The sequence below is a fragment of the Varibaculum sp. C0165D1 genome (genome assembly GCF_056590355.1).
Genome location: NZ_JBWPVY010000003.1, coordinates 240,244 through 257,860, shown reverse-complemented (window position 1 = coordinate 257,860; position 17,617 = coordinate 240,244). Strand labels below are relative to the sequence as shown.

16 protein-coding genes and 2 tRNA genes are annotated in these 17,617 nt (G+C 56.5%); 16 read left to right on the top strand and 2 right to left on the bottom strand.

What is annotated here, in order from left to right; genetic code table 11:
* Positions 1-21 precede the first annotated feature (21 nt).
* From AC1EKS_RS05965 to AC1EKS_RS05940, 6 genes are all read left to right on the top strand, one after another.
* On the top strand, positions 22-810 hold the full coding sequence (locus tag AC1EKS_RS05965) for an electron transfer flavoprotein subunit beta/FixA family protein (RefSeq protein WP_481009677.1): 789 nt from the start codon (positions 22-24) through the stop codon (positions 808-810).
* Positions 811-819: 9 nt separating this feature from the next.
* Positions 820-1,803 (top strand): electron transfer flavoprotein subunit alpha/FixB family protein, encoded by a 984-nt coding sequence (locus tag AC1EKS_RS05960; protein WP_481009676.1) that lies wholly within the window; start codon positions 820-822, stop codon positions 1,801-1,803.
* Positions 1,803-3,050 (top strand): cysteine desulfurase family protein, encoded by a 1,248-nt coding sequence (locus AC1EKS_RS05955; protein WP_481009675.1) that lies wholly within the window; start codon positions 1,803-1,805, stop codon positions 3,048-3,050. The genes AC1EKS_RS05960 and AC1EKS_RS05955 overlap by 1 nt, the downstream gene beginning before the upstream one ends.
* The gene (gene mnmA / locus AC1EKS_RS05950; RefSeq protein WP_481009674.1) at positions 3,051-4,157 is read left to right on the top strand and encodes a tRNA 2-thiouridine(34) synthase MnmA; all 1,107 of its coding nucleotides are present in this window, start codon (positions 3,051-3,053) and stop codon (positions 4,155-4,157) included.
* Positions 4,158-4,210: 53 nt separating this feature from the next.
* Positions 4,211-4,295 (top strand) — tRNA-Leu (locus AC1EKS_RS05945).
* A 102-nt stretch (positions 4,296-4,397) separates the two neighbouring features.
* The gene (locus tag AC1EKS_RS05940; RefSeq protein ID WP_481009673.1) at positions 4,398-4,874 is read left to right on the top strand and encodes a peroxiredoxin; all 477 of its coding nucleotides are present in this window, start codon (positions 4,398-4,400) and stop codon (positions 4,872-4,874) included.
* Here AC1EKS_RS05940 and AC1EKS_RS05935 read toward each other — a convergent pair.
* Positions 4,875-4,951: transfer RNA gene (locus tag AC1EKS_RS05935), tRNA-Lys, on the bottom strand.
* 125 nt (positions 4,952-5,076) lie between these two features.
* On the opposite strand from AC1EKS_RS05935, the gene dnaE reads away from it, so the two are divergent.
* The gene (gene dnaE / locus AC1EKS_RS05930) at positions 5,077-8,625 is read left to right on the top strand and encodes a DNA polymerase III subunit alpha (protein WP_481009405.1); all 3,549 of its coding nucleotides are present in this window, start codon (positions 5,077-5,079) and stop codon (positions 8,623-8,625) included.
* A 302-nt stretch (positions 8,626-8,927) separates the two neighbouring features.
* Here the strand turns inward: dnaE and AC1EKS_RS05925 are convergent, their stop codons facing one another.
* Positions 8,928-9,173: an RNA-binding S4 domain-containing protein gene (locus AC1EKS_RS05925; protein ID WP_481009404.1), complete on the bottom strand. Its 246-nt coding sequence runs from the start codon at positions 9,171-9,173 to the stop codon at positions 8,928-8,930.
* A 61-nt stretch (positions 9,174-9,234) separates the two neighbouring features.
* Between AC1EKS_RS05925 and AC1EKS_RS05920 the strand changes: the two genes are divergently transcribed.
* From AC1EKS_RS05920 to AC1EKS_RS05880, 9 genes are all read left to right on the top strand, one after another.
* Positions 9,235-10,146 (top strand): flagellar biosynthesis protein FlhF, encoded by a 912-nt coding sequence (locus AC1EKS_RS05920; RefSeq protein ID WP_481009403.1) that lies wholly within the window; start codon positions 9,235-9,237, stop codon positions 10,144-10,146.
* Positions 10,147-10,224: 78 nt separating this feature from the next.
* Entirely contained in the window at positions 10,225-11,550 is a 1,326-nt protein-coding gene (gene hisD / locus AC1EKS_RS05915) for a histidinol dehydrogenase (RefSeq protein WP_481009402.1), read from the top strand.
* 19 nt (positions 11,551-11,569) lie between these two features.
* Positions 11,570-12,820, top strand: coding sequence for a dicarboxylate/amino acid:cation symporter (locus tag AC1EKS_RS05910; RefSeq protein WP_481009401.1), 1,251 nt, complete (start codon positions 11,570-11,572; stop codon positions 12,818-12,820).
* 132 nt (positions 12,821-12,952) lie between these two features.
* Positions 12,953-14,077: a histidinol-phosphate transaminase gene (locus tag AC1EKS_RS05905; RefSeq protein ID WP_481009400.1), complete on the top strand. Its 1,125-nt coding sequence runs from the start codon at positions 12,953-12,955 to the stop codon at positions 14,075-14,077.
* Complete coding sequence (gene hisB / locus AC1EKS_RS05900; RefSeq protein WP_481009399.1) at positions 14,074-14,673, top strand: imidazoleglycerol-phosphate dehydratase HisB; 600 nt, start codon at positions 14,074-14,076, stop codon at positions 14,671-14,673. The genes AC1EKS_RS05905 and hisB overlap by 4 nt, the downstream gene beginning before the upstream one ends.
* Positions 14,670-15,437 (top strand): hypothetical protein, encoded by a 768-nt coding sequence (locus AC1EKS_RS05895; RefSeq protein ID WP_481009398.1) that lies wholly within the window; start codon positions 14,670-14,672, stop codon positions 15,435-15,437. The genes hisB and AC1EKS_RS05895 overlap by 4 nt, the downstream gene beginning before the upstream one ends.
* The gene (gene hisH, locus AC1EKS_RS05890; RefSeq protein ID WP_481009397.1) at positions 15,430-16,068 is read left to right on the top strand and encodes an imidazole glycerol phosphate synthase subunit HisH; all 639 of its coding nucleotides are present in this window, start codon (positions 15,430-15,432) and stop codon (positions 16,066-16,068) included. Before AC1EKS_RS05895 ends, hisH begins: the two co-directional genes overlap by 8 nt.
* A gap of 9 nt (positions 16,069-16,077) precedes the next feature.
* On the top strand, positions 16,078-16,803 hold the full coding sequence (gene priA / locus AC1EKS_RS05885) for a bifunctional 1-(5-phosphoribosyl)-5-((5-phosphoribosylamino)methylideneamino)imidazole-4-carboxamide isomerase/phosphoribosylanthranilate isomerase PriA (protein ID WP_481009396.1): 726 nt from the start codon (positions 16,078-16,080) through the stop codon (positions 16,801-16,803).
* Positions 16,790-17,593: an SseB family protein gene (locus AC1EKS_RS05880; RefSeq protein WP_481009395.1), complete on the top strand. Its 804-nt coding sequence runs from the start codon at positions 16,790-16,792 to the stop codon at positions 17,591-17,593. Before priA ends, AC1EKS_RS05880 begins: the two co-directional genes overlap by 14 nt.
* The last annotated feature ends 24 nt before the right edge of the window (positions 17,594-17,617 follow it).

The following is a 17,617-nucleotide window of genomic DNA, read 5'->3' as shown; positions in this document are numbered from 1 at the left end:
ACCTTATGGCAAGGTAGAACCATGAGGATTGTCGTAACTGTAAAGCATGTACCCAACCCGCAGTCTGAGCGGCGGATCGAAAACGGTCACCTGGTGCGCGGGGAAGAAGATACCCTGAATGACCTGGATGAGAACGCCATCGAAGCGGCGCTCAGCGCGAAAGCGGCGGTACCGGAAGCCGAAATTATTGCCCTCACGATGGGGCCAGAGGGGGCGAAGAAAGCCCTGCTGCGCGCCCTCCAGATGGGAGCAGATCAGGCTTATCACCTGTGTGATCCGGCCTTGGCTGGCTCGGATGTGACCGTGACTGCCCGGGTGCTGGCGCGAGCTATCGAAAAGATTGGGGACGTTGATTTGGTGGTTTGCGGAAGTTCCTCTCTGGACGGGATGACTTCCATGCTGCCGGGAGCCCTGGCCGCCACTTTGAATCTGCCGGTGATTAGCGATGCCTCTGAAGTTAGTTTCAGCGGCGAGGCCGTGGCAGCCACCTGTTATCAAGAAGGAACCGCCTTGAGCTTGCGTGCGAAATATCCCCTGGTGGTTTCGGTAAATGATGAGGCCAATCGGCCGCACTATCCCGGGTTTAAAGAAATGTTGGCGGCGAAGAAGAAACCGATAGAGCAGTGGGATCTGGCGCAGCTAGAGCTGAGTGCCGAAGAAGTAGGGGCCGCTGATTCCGGAACCGAAGTGCTAGATGCTCAGTTTTATCAGCAAACCAAGAACCAGGGAACCATCGTCACCGATTCCGCGAACGCCGGCGAAGCGCTAGCGAAGTACCTGGTCGAATCGGGATTTGCGCAGGAAAAGTAGGAGTAAATCGTGAGTGAAAAAATAGAAAAAGACGTCCTAGTTTTTGCCCACCCGGATGCGGCTCGTCCCCAGCATCTATCGGTGGCAGCGGCGCGCCTGATTACCTTGGCGCGGGAAATCACCAGCGGTAGAGTGGTGGCGCTCGCGCCCTCCTCTATCACCCCTCAACACTTTTCCCAGGTCGGGGTAGAGGCAGTACGCTTTTTTGACCCGGCAGAAACCGGAACTTGGCAGGTAGGGGCGGTTCTAGCTGACCTGGTGGTTTCCGCGGCGAAAAGCGGCGACTTCGGGGCAGTGTTGCTGCCCTCGACCTCTTGGGGGCGTGATGGCGCCGCCCAAAGCGCGATTATCCTGGGCTCTGGAGCCAGTGTCGACGTGACCAGCCTAAAGGTGGCTGACGGAAAACTGATTGCCGGTAAATCGGTGCTCGATGGTACTTGGGAAACCAGTTACTATATTCGCCGCGGCATCCCGGTAGTAGCCATGCGCACCACTTCGCTTTCGGCGGTACCGGTTGCGGAAGCCGGCGAAGTAGAAACTGAAAACCTGCAGGTAGAGTTGCGCGAATCTACTAAACGAATCCAGGTGGTCTCTCAGGAAGATACGGGATCTTCACATGCGGGACTAACTGAAGCACCCGTAGTGGTTTGCGCGGGTCGCGGCGTTAACGGCGATTTTGGGCCTGCCGAAGAACTGGCCGAGGTATTGGGCGGATCCGTAGGGGCTACCCGCGTGGCCTGTGAACAGGGCTGGATTGACCGCGCTGCCCAAATCGGACAATCCGGGATCTCTATTGCCCCGAATCTCTATATCGGGCTGGGCCTTTCCGGGGATCAACACCACGTTTGCGGGATTCGCGGCGCCAAGAAAATCGTGGCGATCTGTGATGATCCCGAGGCACGCATTTTTGAAATGGCAGACTTCGGGGTAGTTGGGGACCTATTCACGGTAGTTCCGGACGCCCTGTCCCGAATCAAGCCGCTGGACGCATAGTGGACCTGGCCTACCTCGATAACGCTGCCTCCGAGCCGCTACGCCCCGAGGCGCTAACGGCTATGAATGAGGCCGCCGCTACCCTTGCCGGAATCGGAGCCAATCCTTCTTCGGCACACGCGGCGGGGCGCAAAGCAGCGGCGCTGCTAGAAACCGCGCGCGCGAGGGTAGCGAAGGCACTGGGGGCAGAACCGGCGGAAGTTATTTTCACCGGAGGGGGTACCGATTCTTGTGCCCTCGCCTTGCGCGGCCTGGCGCGGGCAGCGCGCCGCCAGGATTCTCGCCGCACCCAAATAGTGGTTAGCCAGGTAGAACATGATGCGGTCAGGCTTAATGCCACTGACTTGGAGGATGCGGGATTCCAGGTGCAAGTCCTGCCAGTCGATGCCGGTGGGGTAGTTGATCTTGAAGCCGTAGCCACCCTTGACACCTCCCAAATCGCGGCAGTATCAGTGATGAGCGTATGCAACGAGAACGGGGTCCTGCAGCCAGTTGCTGAGCTTTGCCGCCGGCTGCGGGAAAAAGAAGCAGCAGATACGCGGGAGGCTCCGGGCGCTAAGACTGCAGCTGGGAAAGGTGCCGGGAGCAGCTTCGATAGCCAGTTTGCTATCCACACTGACGCGATAGCCGCTGCCGGACGCCAAGAAATAAATTTCGCAGAATCCCCGGTAGATGCGATTTCGCTGGCCTGTCACAAAGTGGGCGGACCGGCAGCCCTCGGGGTGCTGCTGGCGCGCAGAGAGGTAAAAATCGCTAGTGACCGGCGCGGAGGCGGCCAAGAACGGGCCCTGCGAGGGGGCACCCAAGATGTGATCGCCGCCGTAGGGGCAGCGGCAGCCTTTGAAGCAGCCCAGCAAGAACTAGCAGAAACTACCCGGCGTCACCAGAATTTACGGGAAAAACTGCTGCAAGGCGCGCTAAAGATTCCGGGAGTAAAACTCGCCAGCAACGCCCTCGCAGTACCCGGGATTGTCCAGTTTGCGCTGGAAGGCGCAGAGGCCGAAGGGCTACTGTTTGCCCTGGATCAAGCGGGAATCTGTGCTTCCGCCGGATCCGCTTGCCACACCGGGGTAGCCCGTCCCTCCCCAGTCCTCTTGGCGCAAGGCTATAGCGAGCAGGACGCCCTCGGATCTTTACGGATCTCTTTCGGCTGGTCCACGCGGGAACAGGACGTAGACCGGCTATTACAGGCACTACCGTCAGCGCTGGATGCCTCCCGGAAACTAGCAGAGCGAGAGAGGAAATAAATGAAAGTATTAGCTGCCCTCTCCGGAGGCGTTGATTCCGCAGTCGCCGCCGCCCTCGCCAAAGAGGCCGGACACGAGGTAACCGCGGTACATATGGCCCTGTCCGCGAATCAGACCCAAAATCGTTGCGGTTCGCGAGGCTGCTGCACCGTAGAAGATGCTTCCGATGCCCGCCTCGCCGCCTCCATGTTGGAGATCCCCTTTTATGTATGGGACATGGCGGAAACTTTCGAAGAAACCGTAGTCGAAGATTTTCTGAATGAATACCGGCGCGGACGCACCCCCAACCCCTGCGTGCGCTGCAACGAATTCGTGAAATTCCGCGAACTCGCTACCCGCGCCGACGCCCTCGGCTTCGATGCCGTATGTACCGGGCATTACGCGCGCGTATTGAGGGGACCTGACGGAGTGGAACTGCGCCGCGCCAAATGCATGGAAAAAGACCAATCCTACGTATTGGCGGTAATGGGGCGTCAGGCCCTAGAGAAAGTAATTTTCCCGCTAGGGGAGTATGAATCGAAAAGCCAGGTACGCGCGGAAGCTGAGCGGCGCGGCCTGCCCATGTCAGCCAAACCGGATTCTTACGATATTTGTTTCATCGCTGACGGGGATACTCGCGGATTTTTGCGTTCCCACCTGGGCAGTAAGGCCGGAAAAATCGTGGATACGGAGGGCGCGGAAGTCGGCACCCATTCCGGTGCCTATCAATTCACTATCGGGCAGCGCAAAGGCCTAAACCTGGGCCGGCCCGCCGCTGATGGGCGTCCCCGCTACGTACTCGGTACCGATATGAAAACCAACACCGTAGTAGTCGGTGCCAGCGAGTTGCTGAGCGTAGACGGAATCACCGCCACCGACGCGGTATTACTGACTGAGCCGGGCGATCCAGCATTAGCCGGGCAGGCAGAAGTAACTTTGCAGTATCGGGCGCACGGGCAACAAGTTCCGGCGAAAGTTTTCTTAGAGGCAGACGGTACTTTACGCGCCCAGCTTTTACGTCCCACCCGCGCGGTCGCCTCCGGACAGTCCCTAGTAGTTTATTTAGGGGATCGCGCCATCTGTGAGGCAACTATCGAACGCGCATTTAAGCAGGAAAATAGGCAGTAGCTAAATCCTGGACTGGAAAGGGTGCCTCGCCTTAGGTTAATATATTCAAGCCAGCGCGAGTGGCGGAATTGGTAGACGCGCTAGATTTAGGTTCTAGTGTCTTACGACGTGCGGGTTCAAGTCCCGCCTCGCGTACCAGATGTAGCGGCTCTGACCAGCCTAAATAAGTGGTAGAGTTAAAATCATTACAGCGCTTGGGCGCTGCTATCTCTACGTTTAGCTATATATGAGGGAGTTTCGATGTCAGAGTTAACCGCAGGTCAAAAGGCTCCAGATTTCACTTTGCCTACCGATGAAGGCAAAGAAGTCAGTTTGCAAGGACTCTTGGAACAATCCGAAAAAGGGGCAGTTATTTATTTTTACCCCAAGGCTTCCACCCCGGGATGCACTACCGAAGCCTGCGATTTCCGCGACTCTATAAACTCGCTAAAGTCCGCCGGATACGCAGTCGTGGGGATCAGCCCCGATAAAATGCCTGCCCTGGAAAAGTTCCGGGACAAGCAAGAACTTAACTTTCCGCTAGCCTCCGATCCGGAACGGGAAGTGATGAGCGCCTGGGGTGCCTATGGAGAAAAGAACTCCTATGGACGCCTAGTAAAAGGGGTAATCCGCACGACCGTAGTAGTGGGCAAAGACGGGAAAGTAGTGCTGGCGAAATATCGGGTACGCGCCAAAGGACATGTTGCTCGTCTGCGCAAAGAACTGGGAATCGATTAGTGGTACGCCACCGGGGACTCGAACCCCGAACCCTCTGATTAAGAGTCAGATGCTCTAGCCAGTTGAGCTAGTGGCGCATCGTTGCTAAGGCAACGAAATAAACTCTAACCCGACCCGCACGTCCAGGCGAAACCAATGCCCGCATTGGGAGCAGTTTCACACGTGGAAGAAACAAAGTTAGAGCCAGGCTAGACTGGTGGGCATGGCGCCAGCGAAAGATTTTGTTCATCTTCATGTTCACACCGACTATTCCATGTTGGATGGGGCGGCTCGGATTGGAAAACTGGTAGAGCGGGCGAAAGAGATTGGTCAGCCGGCAGTAGCTATCACCGATCACGGCTACCTTTTTGGCGCCTACGAGTTTTATAAAGCTGCCCATGAAGCGGGAATCAAGCCCATAATCGGTCTGGAAGCCTATATCACCCCCGGTACTTCCCGTTTTGACCAGACTCGGCAGCGCTGGGGAGAAGAGCATCAAAAAGGCGATGATGTTTCGGCGCGCGGTGCCTACACCCATATGACTTTGCTTTCGCGCACCACCGAAGGGATGCATAACCTGTTTCGCTTAGGGTCGCTGGCCTCTATTGATGGGCAGATGCAAAAATGGCCGCGCGCGGACCGAGATCTGTTGGAACGCTATTCCACCGGGTTAATCGGCACCAGCGGTTGCCCCTCGGGAGAAATCCAGACCCGCCTGCGCCTGGGGCAATGGGAAGAAGCCAAGAAAGCCGCCGGGGAACTGCAGGATATTTTCGGGAAAGAAAATTTCTTTGTCGAACTCATGGATCACGGCCTGCAAATCGAGCGGCGAGTGCGCAACGATTTGCTGAAACTGGCGAAAGTTATTGACGCTCCTTTGCTGGCCACCAACGACTCGCACTACGTCCTCAAAAGCGATCAACCCACCCAAGACGCGTTGCTATGTATCAACTCGGGTTCGCGTCTCAACGATGCGGACCGGTTCCGTTTCGAAGGCTCCGGGTACTACCTGAAAACCGCAGAAGAAATGCGGGAACTATTCTCCGATTTTCCCGAGGCCTGCGATAACACTTTAAAAATTGCGGAAATGTGCGAGGTGCATTTTCAAACCACCGCTGAGGGTGCCGACTATATGCCCCAGTTCGAGGTGCCGGCCGGGGAAGACACCACCAGTTGGTTTGTGAAAGAAGTCCAACGGGGCTTACATAAACGCTACCCGCAAGGCATACCCGAAAAATCGCAGAAACAGGCCGACTACGAATGTGGGATCATCACCCAAATGGGGTTCCCCGGCTACTTCCTGGTGGTCGCCGACTATATTAACTGGGCAAAAAAACAAGGCATCCGGGTGGGGCCGGGGCGCGGATCGGGAGCTGGGTCCATCGTGGCCTACGCGATGGGGATCACCGAGCTTGACCCCCTCGAACACGGGCTCATGTTCGAGCGTTTCCTCAACCCCGAGCGGGTATCTATGCCCGATATTGACGTAGACTTCGATGAGCGTCGCCGCGGGGAAGTCATCGATTACGTAACCGAAAAATACGGGAAAGACCGGGTCGCGCAGGTAGTTACTTACGGCAAGATCAAAGCCAAACAGGCCTTAAAAGACTCCTGTCGGATCATGGACAAGCCCTATGCCCTGGGCGATCAGCTCACCAAGAAAATGCCGCCGGCGATTATGGGCAAAGATATTCCCCTATCTGGGATTTACGACCCCAAACATCCGCGCTACGGAGAAGCCAGCGAATTTCGCCAATACGTTTCCGATAATGAGGGCGAAGTAAAGCCAGTAATTAAAATGGCACAGGGCCTGGAGGGGATCACCCGCCAATGGGGAGTTCACGCTTGCGCCGTGATCATGTCCAGCCATGATCTAACCGATATTGTCCCCATGATGAAACGCCTGGCCGACGGGGCGATTATCACCCAATTTGACTATCCCACCTGCGAAACCTTGGGACTGTTGAAAATGGACTTCCTGGGGCTGCGCAACCTGACGGTCATCTCGGATGCCCTCGACAATATTGTGGCTAACGGGAAGGAACCCCTAGATTTAGAGCAAGTTCCCCTCGATGATCAACCCACCTACGACCTGTTGTCACGCGCGGAAACCCTGGGGGTATTCCAGCTAGATTCACCGGGGATGCGGTCGCTGATGCGGCTGATGAAGCCCACCGAGTTCGCGGATATTTCTGCGGTCGGCGCCCTCTATCGCCCCGGGCCTATGGGGGCAAACTCGCACACTAACTATGCTTTGCGGAAAAATGGGCGTCAAGAAATTGAGCCCATTCACCCCGCGCTTTCTGAAGCTCTCGCCGATATTTTGGGTGAAACCTACGGCCTGATCGTATATCAAGAGCAGGTAATGGCGATCGCGCAAAAGGTAGCCGGGTACTCCCTGGGGCAGGCAGATATTTTGCGGCGCGCCATGGGGAAGAAAAAGAAAAAGGAGATGGATAAACAATATTCGCGCTTCCACGACGGGATGATTGAGCGCGGATATCCCGAAGATGCGGTCAGTAAACTGTGGGAAATCTTGGTGCCGTTCTCGTCCTACGCCTTCAATAAATCGCACTCCGCTGCCTATGGATTAGTTTCCTATTGGACCGCCTATCTGAAAGCTAACTATCCCACCGAATTTATGGCGGCGCTGCTAACTTCCACTAAAGATAACAAAGATAAACTCGGTCTTTACCTGCGAGAATGTCGCCGCATGGATATTTCGGTGCTGCCTCCGGATGTGAATGCCTCCGACTCTGATTTCACCGCAGTTGGCGAATCTATTCGCTTTGGCCTGTCCGCCGTGCGCAACGTCGGTATTAACGTGGTAGCCGGAATCGTGAAAACCCGTAAAGAAAAAGGTGCTTACACTTCCTTCCCGGATTTCCTGGATAAAGTCCCGATCGAGGTGTGCAATAAACGGGTAGTAGAATCCCTGATCAAAGCCGGTGCCTTCGATTCGCTAGGGCATGACCGCCGTCCGCTAGAGGCCATCCATATTGAAGCTGTCGATTCGGTTATCGATGTGAAACGAAACGCCGCTAGAGGACAAGAAGATCTTTTCGGGATGATGGACGGCGACGCAAATGTTACTTTCACCGTGCAAATCTCGGATTTACCCGAATGGGATAAACCGCAAAAACTCAAATTTGAGCGGGATATGTTAGGACTTTATGTCTCCGATCATCCCTTGCGAGGTATGGAAGCGATCCTCGCCCACAATTCGGATACCGAGATCGTGGATCTTTCTACCGAAGGTGGGGTGAGGGACGGACAGCAAATCCAGATTTGCGGCCTGATCACCACGGTGCAGAGTAAAACTACTAAACGAGATGGCAACTTGTGGGCGATTGTAACCATCGAGGATATTTCTGGTTCCACCGATGTTTTATTCTTCCCGCAGACTTACCAGAAATATTCGCAAGACCTGGTGACAGACGAAATCATCAGCGTTAGTGGCCGGGTGCGGATTCGCGATGATGAGGCCTCGCTATATGCCCAAGAAATGACAGTGCCCGATATTAGCCGGGTAGCAAGCGGGCCGTTAAATATCTACATCTCTGCCAATCGTCTTACCGAGGAGGTAGCGGAGCAGCTGCGGGCAATCCTGGCTTCTAGCCCGGGGCAAAGTGAGGTTAGGATGCATCTGCGCAGCTCCAAGGGTACTACTATCGTGCAGCTTGGCGATGATTTGCGGGTAAATCGCGGCTCGAGTTTGGCGGCGCAGCTAAAAACCCTACTCGGCCTCCACTGCCTAGAAAAGCGCAAATAACTTCCTTACTCTCATGCGCGGAGCCTAGGTTTTTCCTCCCGTGCGAGTCAATCGGTAACGTTCGGTGCGGGTCGGGCCGTAAAAGCGCTCGGGGGACCCCAGTGATTCTCGCTTCGCTCGACTCAAGCCCCCTCTCGCATCTTTTACGGCTCGACCCTGTGCGCGGGGGAGAAGTTTTATCCGAGTCGGCTAGGCGGGCGCAAAATTTGGAAAACGTCGCCACGTTTTCCAAATTTTTGGGCAGGAGGAAAAACTTCTTCCCCGCGCTGAGCCCTACCGAGGCGGAGTTTTTAGCGGGGGAATTAACGGGTAACTTGGGCTCCGGTGGTGGTGCCGCTGGGGAGGTTGATTTGCACGATATCGCCGGGGGAGAGGGCGCTACCGCGGCGGGTTTCTACCTCGCCGTTAACCGTAACGTCACCGGATTGGATGAACACCCGCGCCTCGGCGCCGTCCTCTACCAGGTTCGCTAGCTTTAAAAACTGGCCCAACTTTATGGTTCCGCGCACCGGAATAGCCGGTAAAGATGCGCTGTTATTGTCTGCCACGCAGTAAATGATACTAAACTGTTAGCAGTATGACTTTATTGGCGCATGTTGGAGGAGCTAGATGAGCAACCCCGAACCGCACGGATTCCCGCAAGGTGACCCAGAAGGTGGGGCAAACTGGCCTTTTGCCTCGAAACCAGAGTATGCAGAACCCGGGAGAGAACCAGCCGTGTCCGAGCCGCGTCCGGCTTTTCCTGCTCCTGCGGCTCCTCCGGCGCAAAAAGTTCCCCAATACAGCCAACAACTCCCGCACGCGGAGGGAAATCCGCTACCTGAGGGAGCACAGTATGCGCCGGCATCAGCCGGTCCCGCATTTGCTCGCCCGGAGATGGTAGACCCACAGCCGGTAAGCAGCGGGGATGCTGTGCCTGCGGCGCAACCTGGTGCCACTGCCCCTGCCGAGCCGCTAGCAGCTTCCCCGATCTCAGATCCCGTTCCCGCAGCGCCGGAAGCCTCCGCGTCTAACAGCGAGAATTTTTCTGCCGCACCACCAAACGTGGCCGAAGCACCCACCGAAACTGCCGTGGCTAGCACAAAAACGAAGAGTGGTGCCGCAGAGTCGGTGGCGGAGATCCACAAATCTTTGTATCAACAAGCATTAACCCCCTGGTGGTTGGATGCCTTGATGGCCTTGTCTTTGGCCGGAGTAATGGTTTTCAACGGCTTTGGAATGTCGATGGGGCTGCGGATCGGTTCCCTGATTGTGATGGTGATTGCCCTGGTGCTAATCACCTGGTATCAGGGGGATGCGCAAGAAAAATCCAATACTTTCCTCACTGGAACCCTGCTGGGAGTAGTCTGTGGATTCCTCGCGGGACTGATTGTGGTGGCTGCCTCGCTCTATCTGGTGGCGCCGATGCCTGCCTGGTATCCCTGGATACTGTGGCTGATCAGCGGGGTATTACTCTACTTGACCTATCGGGGATTCCGAGATTGGGTAATGCGCAGTTTACAAAAGAAATCTCAAAAGTAATTTCACTAGATAAGTCAAAATGTTTTATTTACTGGACTAATTGGCGATTGATCTACACAAAACAACTAACATATCCCCATGCTCTCAATTACTGATTTTCGCGCCACCATGCCCACGGGGATGGAATTGCGCCAGGCGCTTCCGCGCGCGCAAATGAACGTAGAGGAGGCGGCAGAAAAAATTCGCCCCCTGATGCGTGAGGTTAAAGACCGCGGTGCCGTCGCCCTCCGGGAGTTTTCGGAAAAGTTTGATGGGGTGCGGCCAGAGCATTTACGAGTTCCAGAGCAGGAACTTACTCGGGCACTCGAGCAACTTGATCCGGCGGTGCGCGAAGCGATGGAAATCTCTATCGAACATAACCGCGCCGGTCACCGCGCACAGTTACCCACTGAGCGGGTAACCGACATTATGCCGGGCGGAATCGTAAAACAGCGTTGGATTCCCGTAGAGCGGGTAGGGCTCTACGTTCCCGGCGGCTTGGCCGTTTATCCCTCCTCGGTCATCATGAACGTGGTCACCGCCCAGGAAGCCGGGGTAGGCGAAATTGCAGTTGCCTCTCCGCCGCAAGCCCGCTTTGGAGGTGGGGTGCATCCCACGATTTTGGCCGCCTGCCAGCTGCTCGGGGTAAAGGAAGTTTATGCCGTAGGCGGAGCCCAAGCGATTGCCATGTTCGCCTATGGGGCTAGCGGGGAAGAGGGCGTAGACCCCGATCCGCTTTGCCAGCCAGTTGATGTGATCACCGGTCCGGGCAACATTTATGTGGCGGCCGCCAAACGCCTGGTGCGCGCGGTTTGCGGAATTGATGCCGAGGCCGGTCCCACCGAGATCGGGATTATTGCTGATAGCAGCGCCAATCCGGTCCTGGTGGCTGCAGATATGATTTCCCAGGCCGAACACGACCCCAACGCCGCTTCGGTACTCTTTACCGACTCGGAGGAACTTGCCCACGCGGTAGAAGCAGCAATCGTTCCCGCCGCGCAGGCCACTAAACATTCCCAGCGGGTGTGTCAGGCACTAAGTGGCCCTCAGTCCGGGATCGTGCTAGTAGCCGATCTGGCTAGCGCAATTGAAGCAGTCAATGCCTATGCGCCCGAACATCTGGAGATTCATACCGAAGAAGCGGGGGAAGTTGCGGAAAAAATTCGTAACGCCGGCGCCATTTTTGTTGGTCCCTATACCCCGGTTCCGTTAGGGGACTACCTGGCGGGCTCTAATCACGTCCTCCCCACCGGGGGTACGGGGCGTTATGAGGGCGGCCTTTCAGTAATGGCGTATCTCAAACCGGTGCAGCAGGTAGAGTACCAGCGCGAGGCCCTCGCAAAAATGGCGCGTCCGTTAACCGCATTTGCGGACGCCGAAGATCTTCCGGCGCACGAACAAGCCGTGAACTGCCGATTTAAATAAATGACAGATAGGAATAACGATGGCAGAAAATAATATTAGGATCCCCAGCGTCTTTAGGCAGCTGCTGTTTTGGGTGTTGGTCGCGATTGTCGCCGGTGCATTAATCGGTATGATTCCGGGACTTCCTAAAGGATTCATTACCCCCTTCGCTACCTTCAACGATATTTTCGGAAAATTCTTGAGCTTTTGCATTCCCCTGATTATTTTGGGGCTGGTAGGGCCGGCGCTAGCAGATCTAGGGCGGGGAGCCGGCAAATGGTTATTGGCCACAGTCGCAATCGCTTACGGATCTACTCTTTTTGCCGGGTTCGGCACCTACGGGATTGCATCGGTGGTTTTCCCGCGGATCCTGACCGAATCGGCTCCCGAACTAAAAGAGCCCAAGAACGCGGTGGCCTCCCTGCTGGGCGATAATCTGAACATCACCCCGGTACTGGATGTGACTGGCGCTTTGATTTTGGCTTTTATCCTGGGTATTTGCATGGCGGCGCTGAATACTCCCACTTTGCATCGCGCCTACTCGGAGTTCCGGGACATCACCATGTTGATGATTAAGCGGGCAATCGTTCCGCTGCTGCCGCTATTCATTTTCGGCACCTTCCTCAATATGTCCTACTCTGGGCAGATCGCACTGGTCATCAAAGTGATGATCAAAGTCATCCTGGTGTCGGTAATCCTGACTGTGGTGCTGCTGCTGATTCAATACACAGTGGCAGGGGCAATTGCGAAAGTTAACCCCTTTGTGGCACTCGGGAGGATGGCGAAAGCCTACTTTACCGCGCTGGGTACTGCTTCTTCGGCGGCCACGATTCCGGTGACCTATCAGTGTGCTCGCAACAACGGGGTTTCGGCTGAGATTGCTGGCTTTACGATTCCGCTGTGCGCCACTATTCACCTGGGTGGCTCCACGGTTAAAATCACCGCGTTTGCCCTGGCAGTCATGCAGATGACCGGGCAGTCCATTACCTTCGGGAAAATGGCGATGGCGATTATTATTTTGGGGATCACCATGGTGGCGGCACCGGGCGTTCCCGGCGGCGCGATCGCAGCTGCTCAAGGCGTATTGATGGGCTTCCTCGGGTTCTCCCCGGAGCTTTACTCCCTGATGGTGGCTCTGTATGTGGCGATTGACTCTATCGGTACTGCCACGAACGTAACCGGTGACGGCGCCATCGCCCTGGTGGTAAACAAGCTGGCGGGCGGCTCACTGGGTAGCGAAAAAGGTCATGCCATGGCTACCGCCGAAACTATGGTTTCGGCCTCTGACTAAGCAATCGAGTGTTTGCCCTCGCCGTTTTGGCCCGGTTTCGTCCTTAGAAAAACCGAAACCCGCTAAGCGGCGAGGGCAAAACATTATCTGGGTAATGCCTTTAGAATGGGAGCGAGAAAGGAACCAACACTTATGGAACAGTCCCCCTTGCTGCCGCTGCGAGAAGAACTCGCGCAGGTTACCCCCTATGGGGCGCCGCAATTGGAGGTGGCTGCCCGGCTAAACGTGAATGAAAATCCTTATTCGCCCAGCCCGGAGATGATCGCCGATATTACCCGTGCGGTTAGCGAGGCGGCGGCAGGGTTAAACCGCTACCCGGATCGGGATTTTACCGCCCTGCGGGAGGCTTTAGCTGGTTATGTGCGCCGCGAATCTGGCCTAGACTTTCCGGTCGAGCAAATCTGGGCTGCTAACGGTTCCAATGAGGTGATGGCGCAGCTACTGGGCGCCTACGGAGGACCGGGACGTACAGTTTTGGGGGCCGAGTATTCCTACTCGATGTATCCGGAGTATGTGCGGGGAGCGCACTCGCGGTATGTTACGGTTCCCCGGCAAAGTGACTGGAATCTTGATGTAGAGGCGCTGCTACAGGGATTGCAGGCAGTGCGACCTAGCGTATTGCTGCTGGCGAACCCGAATAACCCGACGGGCACCGCCAGTAGCCAAGCCGAGCTCATCCAAATTTTGCAGCAAGCCCGAGAAACGGGGCCGGTGATAAATGGTAGACCCACCGCTACGGTGGTGGTAGTTGACGAGGCCTACGGGGAGTTCCGTGACCCGGGCCAGCCCAGCGCCCTCGCCCTCTTAGAAAAATTCCCGCACCTGGTGGTTTCCCGTACCATGTCGAAATCTTTCGGGATGGCGGGGCTGCGTCTGGGATATCTGGTGGCTTCTACCGCGGTGATCGCAGATATTATGCGGGTTCGTTTGCCCTATCACCTCTCTGCCCTTACCCAGGCGGCCGCGATTGCGGCTTTAGGGCACGCCGAAGAGCAATTGCTCCAGTTGGCGGAGCTACGCGAGCGCCGCGATGCCTTGGCAGCTTGGCTGGAATCGAAAGGTTACACGGTGCCGAGAACCCAAGCTAACTTTGTACTCTTTGGGCCGTTTAAAGATCGGCACCAGGTTTTCAGCGATCTTTTAGAACGCGGAGTCCTTATCCGAGAAGTTGGACCGGAGGGATTCTTGCGGGTAAGTATCGGCACCAGCCAAGAGGATCAAGCATTTCGTCAAGCATTCGAGGAGGTAACCAAATGAGTCGTAGCGGGAAAGTAACCCGAAAAACCGCGGAATCAGAAATCACGGTCGAGCTCAATCTAGATGGCACCGGTAAGAGCGAGATTAGCACCGGGGTTCCGTTCTATGACCACATGCTCACCGCGCTATCGAAACATTCCTTGATCGATATGAATATTGCCGCCCGCGGTGATATTGATGTTGACGTGCATCATACGGTCGAGGACACCGCGATTTGCCTGGGAACAGCTTTGCGTCAAGCCCTGGGGGATAAGGCAGGGATTCGCCGCTTCGCCGATGCTACCGTTCCCCTTGATGAAGCTTTGGCTCGGGCGGTAGTCGATGTGGCCGGACGCCCCTACTGCGTACACAGCGGTGAACCTGCCGGCCAGGAATATCACCTGATCGGCGGCCACTTTACCGGGTCCATGACCCGCCATGTGTGGGAATCCTTTGCCTATAATGCCGGCATCTGTCTGCACGTCGAGGTCCTTTCCGGGCGCGACCCTCACCATATTGTAGAGGCACAGTTCAAAGCAGTAGCCAGGGCTTTGCGGGGGGCAGTAGAGCCTGATCCTCGGGTTAGCGGGATTCCTTCCACTAAGGGCGCTCTGTGAACGGCTTAAATTTTCCGGAAGAGGACGATCCTCGCGATGAAGATCCCCGTGAACAGGACCCGGCGGGCAATAAAGACCCCGAAGCTAAACCGGAAGACTACTTCGACCAAGTAATCGCGCAGTCAGGGATTAGCGGCGAGGACGTAGACGGTTTCGGCCAAGAAGTTGACCAGGATTTACAGGCCTGGCAGCATTTAGAGGCGCTGCCTCCCGAAGCCGGAGATGTGGCCTTGGTGCTGACCAACCTGCTAGAGGCGGTGCCCCTGGCCACCATGATGGCGGCTCACGAAATCGATGCCCGGATCGTGGAAACCGAGTCCGGGTGCGTGGTGTGGAAACGCCTTACCCCTACCCCCGATGATGAATTAGAGGCGCTATTGGGGGAAGAGAGGCCGGTATCTGCCGAGGCCGAGGAGTTGGCGCTCGCAGTTTCTAAAATCACCCCCTATGGGGCGGTGCTGTTTGTATCTACTTTGCGTTCGGATTCTGATGACGATCCCGGGGTGCAAGGACAGATCACGGCGCGCGTCTACTATGATGGCCATTTTGATCGCACTATTCCCGCAGGTCCTTTGGTTTCCTGCGCCGATGAACGCATCGAGGATCTGCTTCTGGGACGGACTTCCCCAGAGGACTACCCGCAGATCCATCCGCCACGGCTGCGGGATTTGCCGGGACTTTTATTACAACAACTGCGGGGACTGCAAGAAGATATTAACCGTAGGGACGATCCAGAAAACCGGGAGGAAAAGGGCGGTGACTAAACAGGTAGCAGTATTTGACTATGGCTCCGGAAACGTGCGTTCGGCGGTTAACGCCCTGCGCCGCCTCGGGGTCGATGCTAATCTGACCAGTGATTTTTCTACCTGCCTGGACGCTGACGGCCTGGTGGTGCCGGGAGTAGGGGCTTTTGCCGCGGTGATGAAGGATCTGCACGCTCGGCGCGGTGACACGATTATCGACCGGCGGTTGGCCGGTGGCAGGCCGGTGCTCGGAATCTGTGTCGGGATGCAAGTCATGTTTGAACGCGGCCTTGAACACGGGGAAGACACCGCCGGGATGGGCGAATGGCCGGGAACGGTGGAGAAGTTGCGCGCCCCGATTCTGCCCCATATGGGATGGTCAAAAATCCAGGTAGGGCAGGGGTCGCAGCTATTTTCCGGGATTGAGGACGAGCGTTTCTACTTCGTGCACTCTTACGGGGTAACCGCCGATCCGGCGGAGCATTACCGGCAAGCTTCTCGGATGAAACCCCCCATTTTTTCGTGGGGAACTCATGGTGAACGTTTTATCGCCGCGGTTGAAAACGGGCCGCTAGCAGCCACCCAGTTTCATCCCGAAAAGTCCGGCAACGCCGGGATGGAACTACTTCGCAACTGGACGCAAACTTTCTAAGGGAGAAAAATGTTAGAACTTTTACCGGCTGTAGATGTTGTCGCTGGCCAAGCGGTACGCCTGCATCAGGGCCAAGCGGGCAGTGAAAAAGTTTACGGAGTTCCCCTTCAGGCGGCGCGTACTTTCGAGGCTGCCGGAGCTCGCTGGCTACACCTGGTGGATTTAGATGCTGCTTTTGGACGGGGAAACAACACCCAGGTAGTGCAGGAAATCGTCGAACAGGTCGGTTTGCAGGTAGAAGTATCGGGCGGGATCCGCGACGACGAATCTTTGGAGCGGGTACTTTCGGCGGGAGCGCGCCGGGTAAACCTGGGAACTGCGGCGATTGAAAAACCGGAGTGGACCTGCCAGGTGATCTCCAAATATGGTGATCAGATCGCGGTGGGTCTGGACGTGCGCGGACATACCCTGTCCACTCACGGTTGGACTAAGGATGCCGGTGATCTTTTTGAAATGATTGCCCGCCTAGATGAAGCCGGCTGCGCGCGCTACGTAGTTACCGATGTGATGCGCGATGGGACTTTGACCGGCCCGAATACCCAGCTACTTAAGGAAGTATGTGCAGCCACCTCAGCTAAGGTAGTGGCCAGTGGGGGAGTGAGTACCCTGGAAGATTTGCGCACCCTGCGGGAGCTCACCAATATCGGGGTTGAAGGCGCAATAGTAGGAGAAGCGCTTTACTCCGGGCAGTTCACTATCGAGCAGGCGCTAGCAGTCGCGAGTGAGAGAGCCTAGTTTGGCATTATCGGGGCGCGAAAGCGCGGAGCTTCCGGGCGCGAAATCCTTGTCCTCCCACCAAGAAAACGCGATTTTACGCGCCCTGGGACGTAACGTTAATCCCGCTGATCGCGGCGATTTAGAGCCAGAAATGGCGACGGCTTTTGAGCACCGGGACCTGCGAGATCGCCTGCTGGCAATCGCGGGAGCTTTGCGAAAAGGGCGCGTCCTCTTACCGGTGCTGCCCCATGAAGTCTCCCCTGAAGGGGCTTGCCCTAGCGGGCAGCTTCCCCAAATTACCCTGAAAGGCGTAACCCACGCGCGGGCAGTCCCGGTTTTTTCTTCTTTGGCGGCCCTAAATGGGGCCGTAAAAGCGGGTTTGGCCACCGCGCTTTCACCCGCGGGTAGCGGGGACCAGGTACCGCGTCCGCTACCAGTTAGCGCCCGCGCCCTCGCGATTGCGGCTCTAGATGCTCCCGGCAGGATGCTGCTAGACGGCACCTATCTTTTGCCTCGCCCGCTGCTTAATGCCTTGGCCTGCGCCGATACCTGGGTTCCCAGCTGGGATAATCCAGAGTTGTTAGGGGCGATTTCCCGGCTAATCACTAAGACGCTTACCACAGCGGAGTGGGAAATTATTCCTCAAGTGGCAGGTCCAGATCGGCTACTGGTAGCGGTAGATCCGACCACTCCCGGTCTTGCCCCGGCCTTAGGGGAACTACAAACCGGCATTAATGCCCTGAAAAATTTGGAGGCCGCCGCCGACCTCCTGGAGGTAACTCCGGTGCCGATTGCGGAAAATAACTAGCCTGGTTGGGGCTTAGCCGGCAGC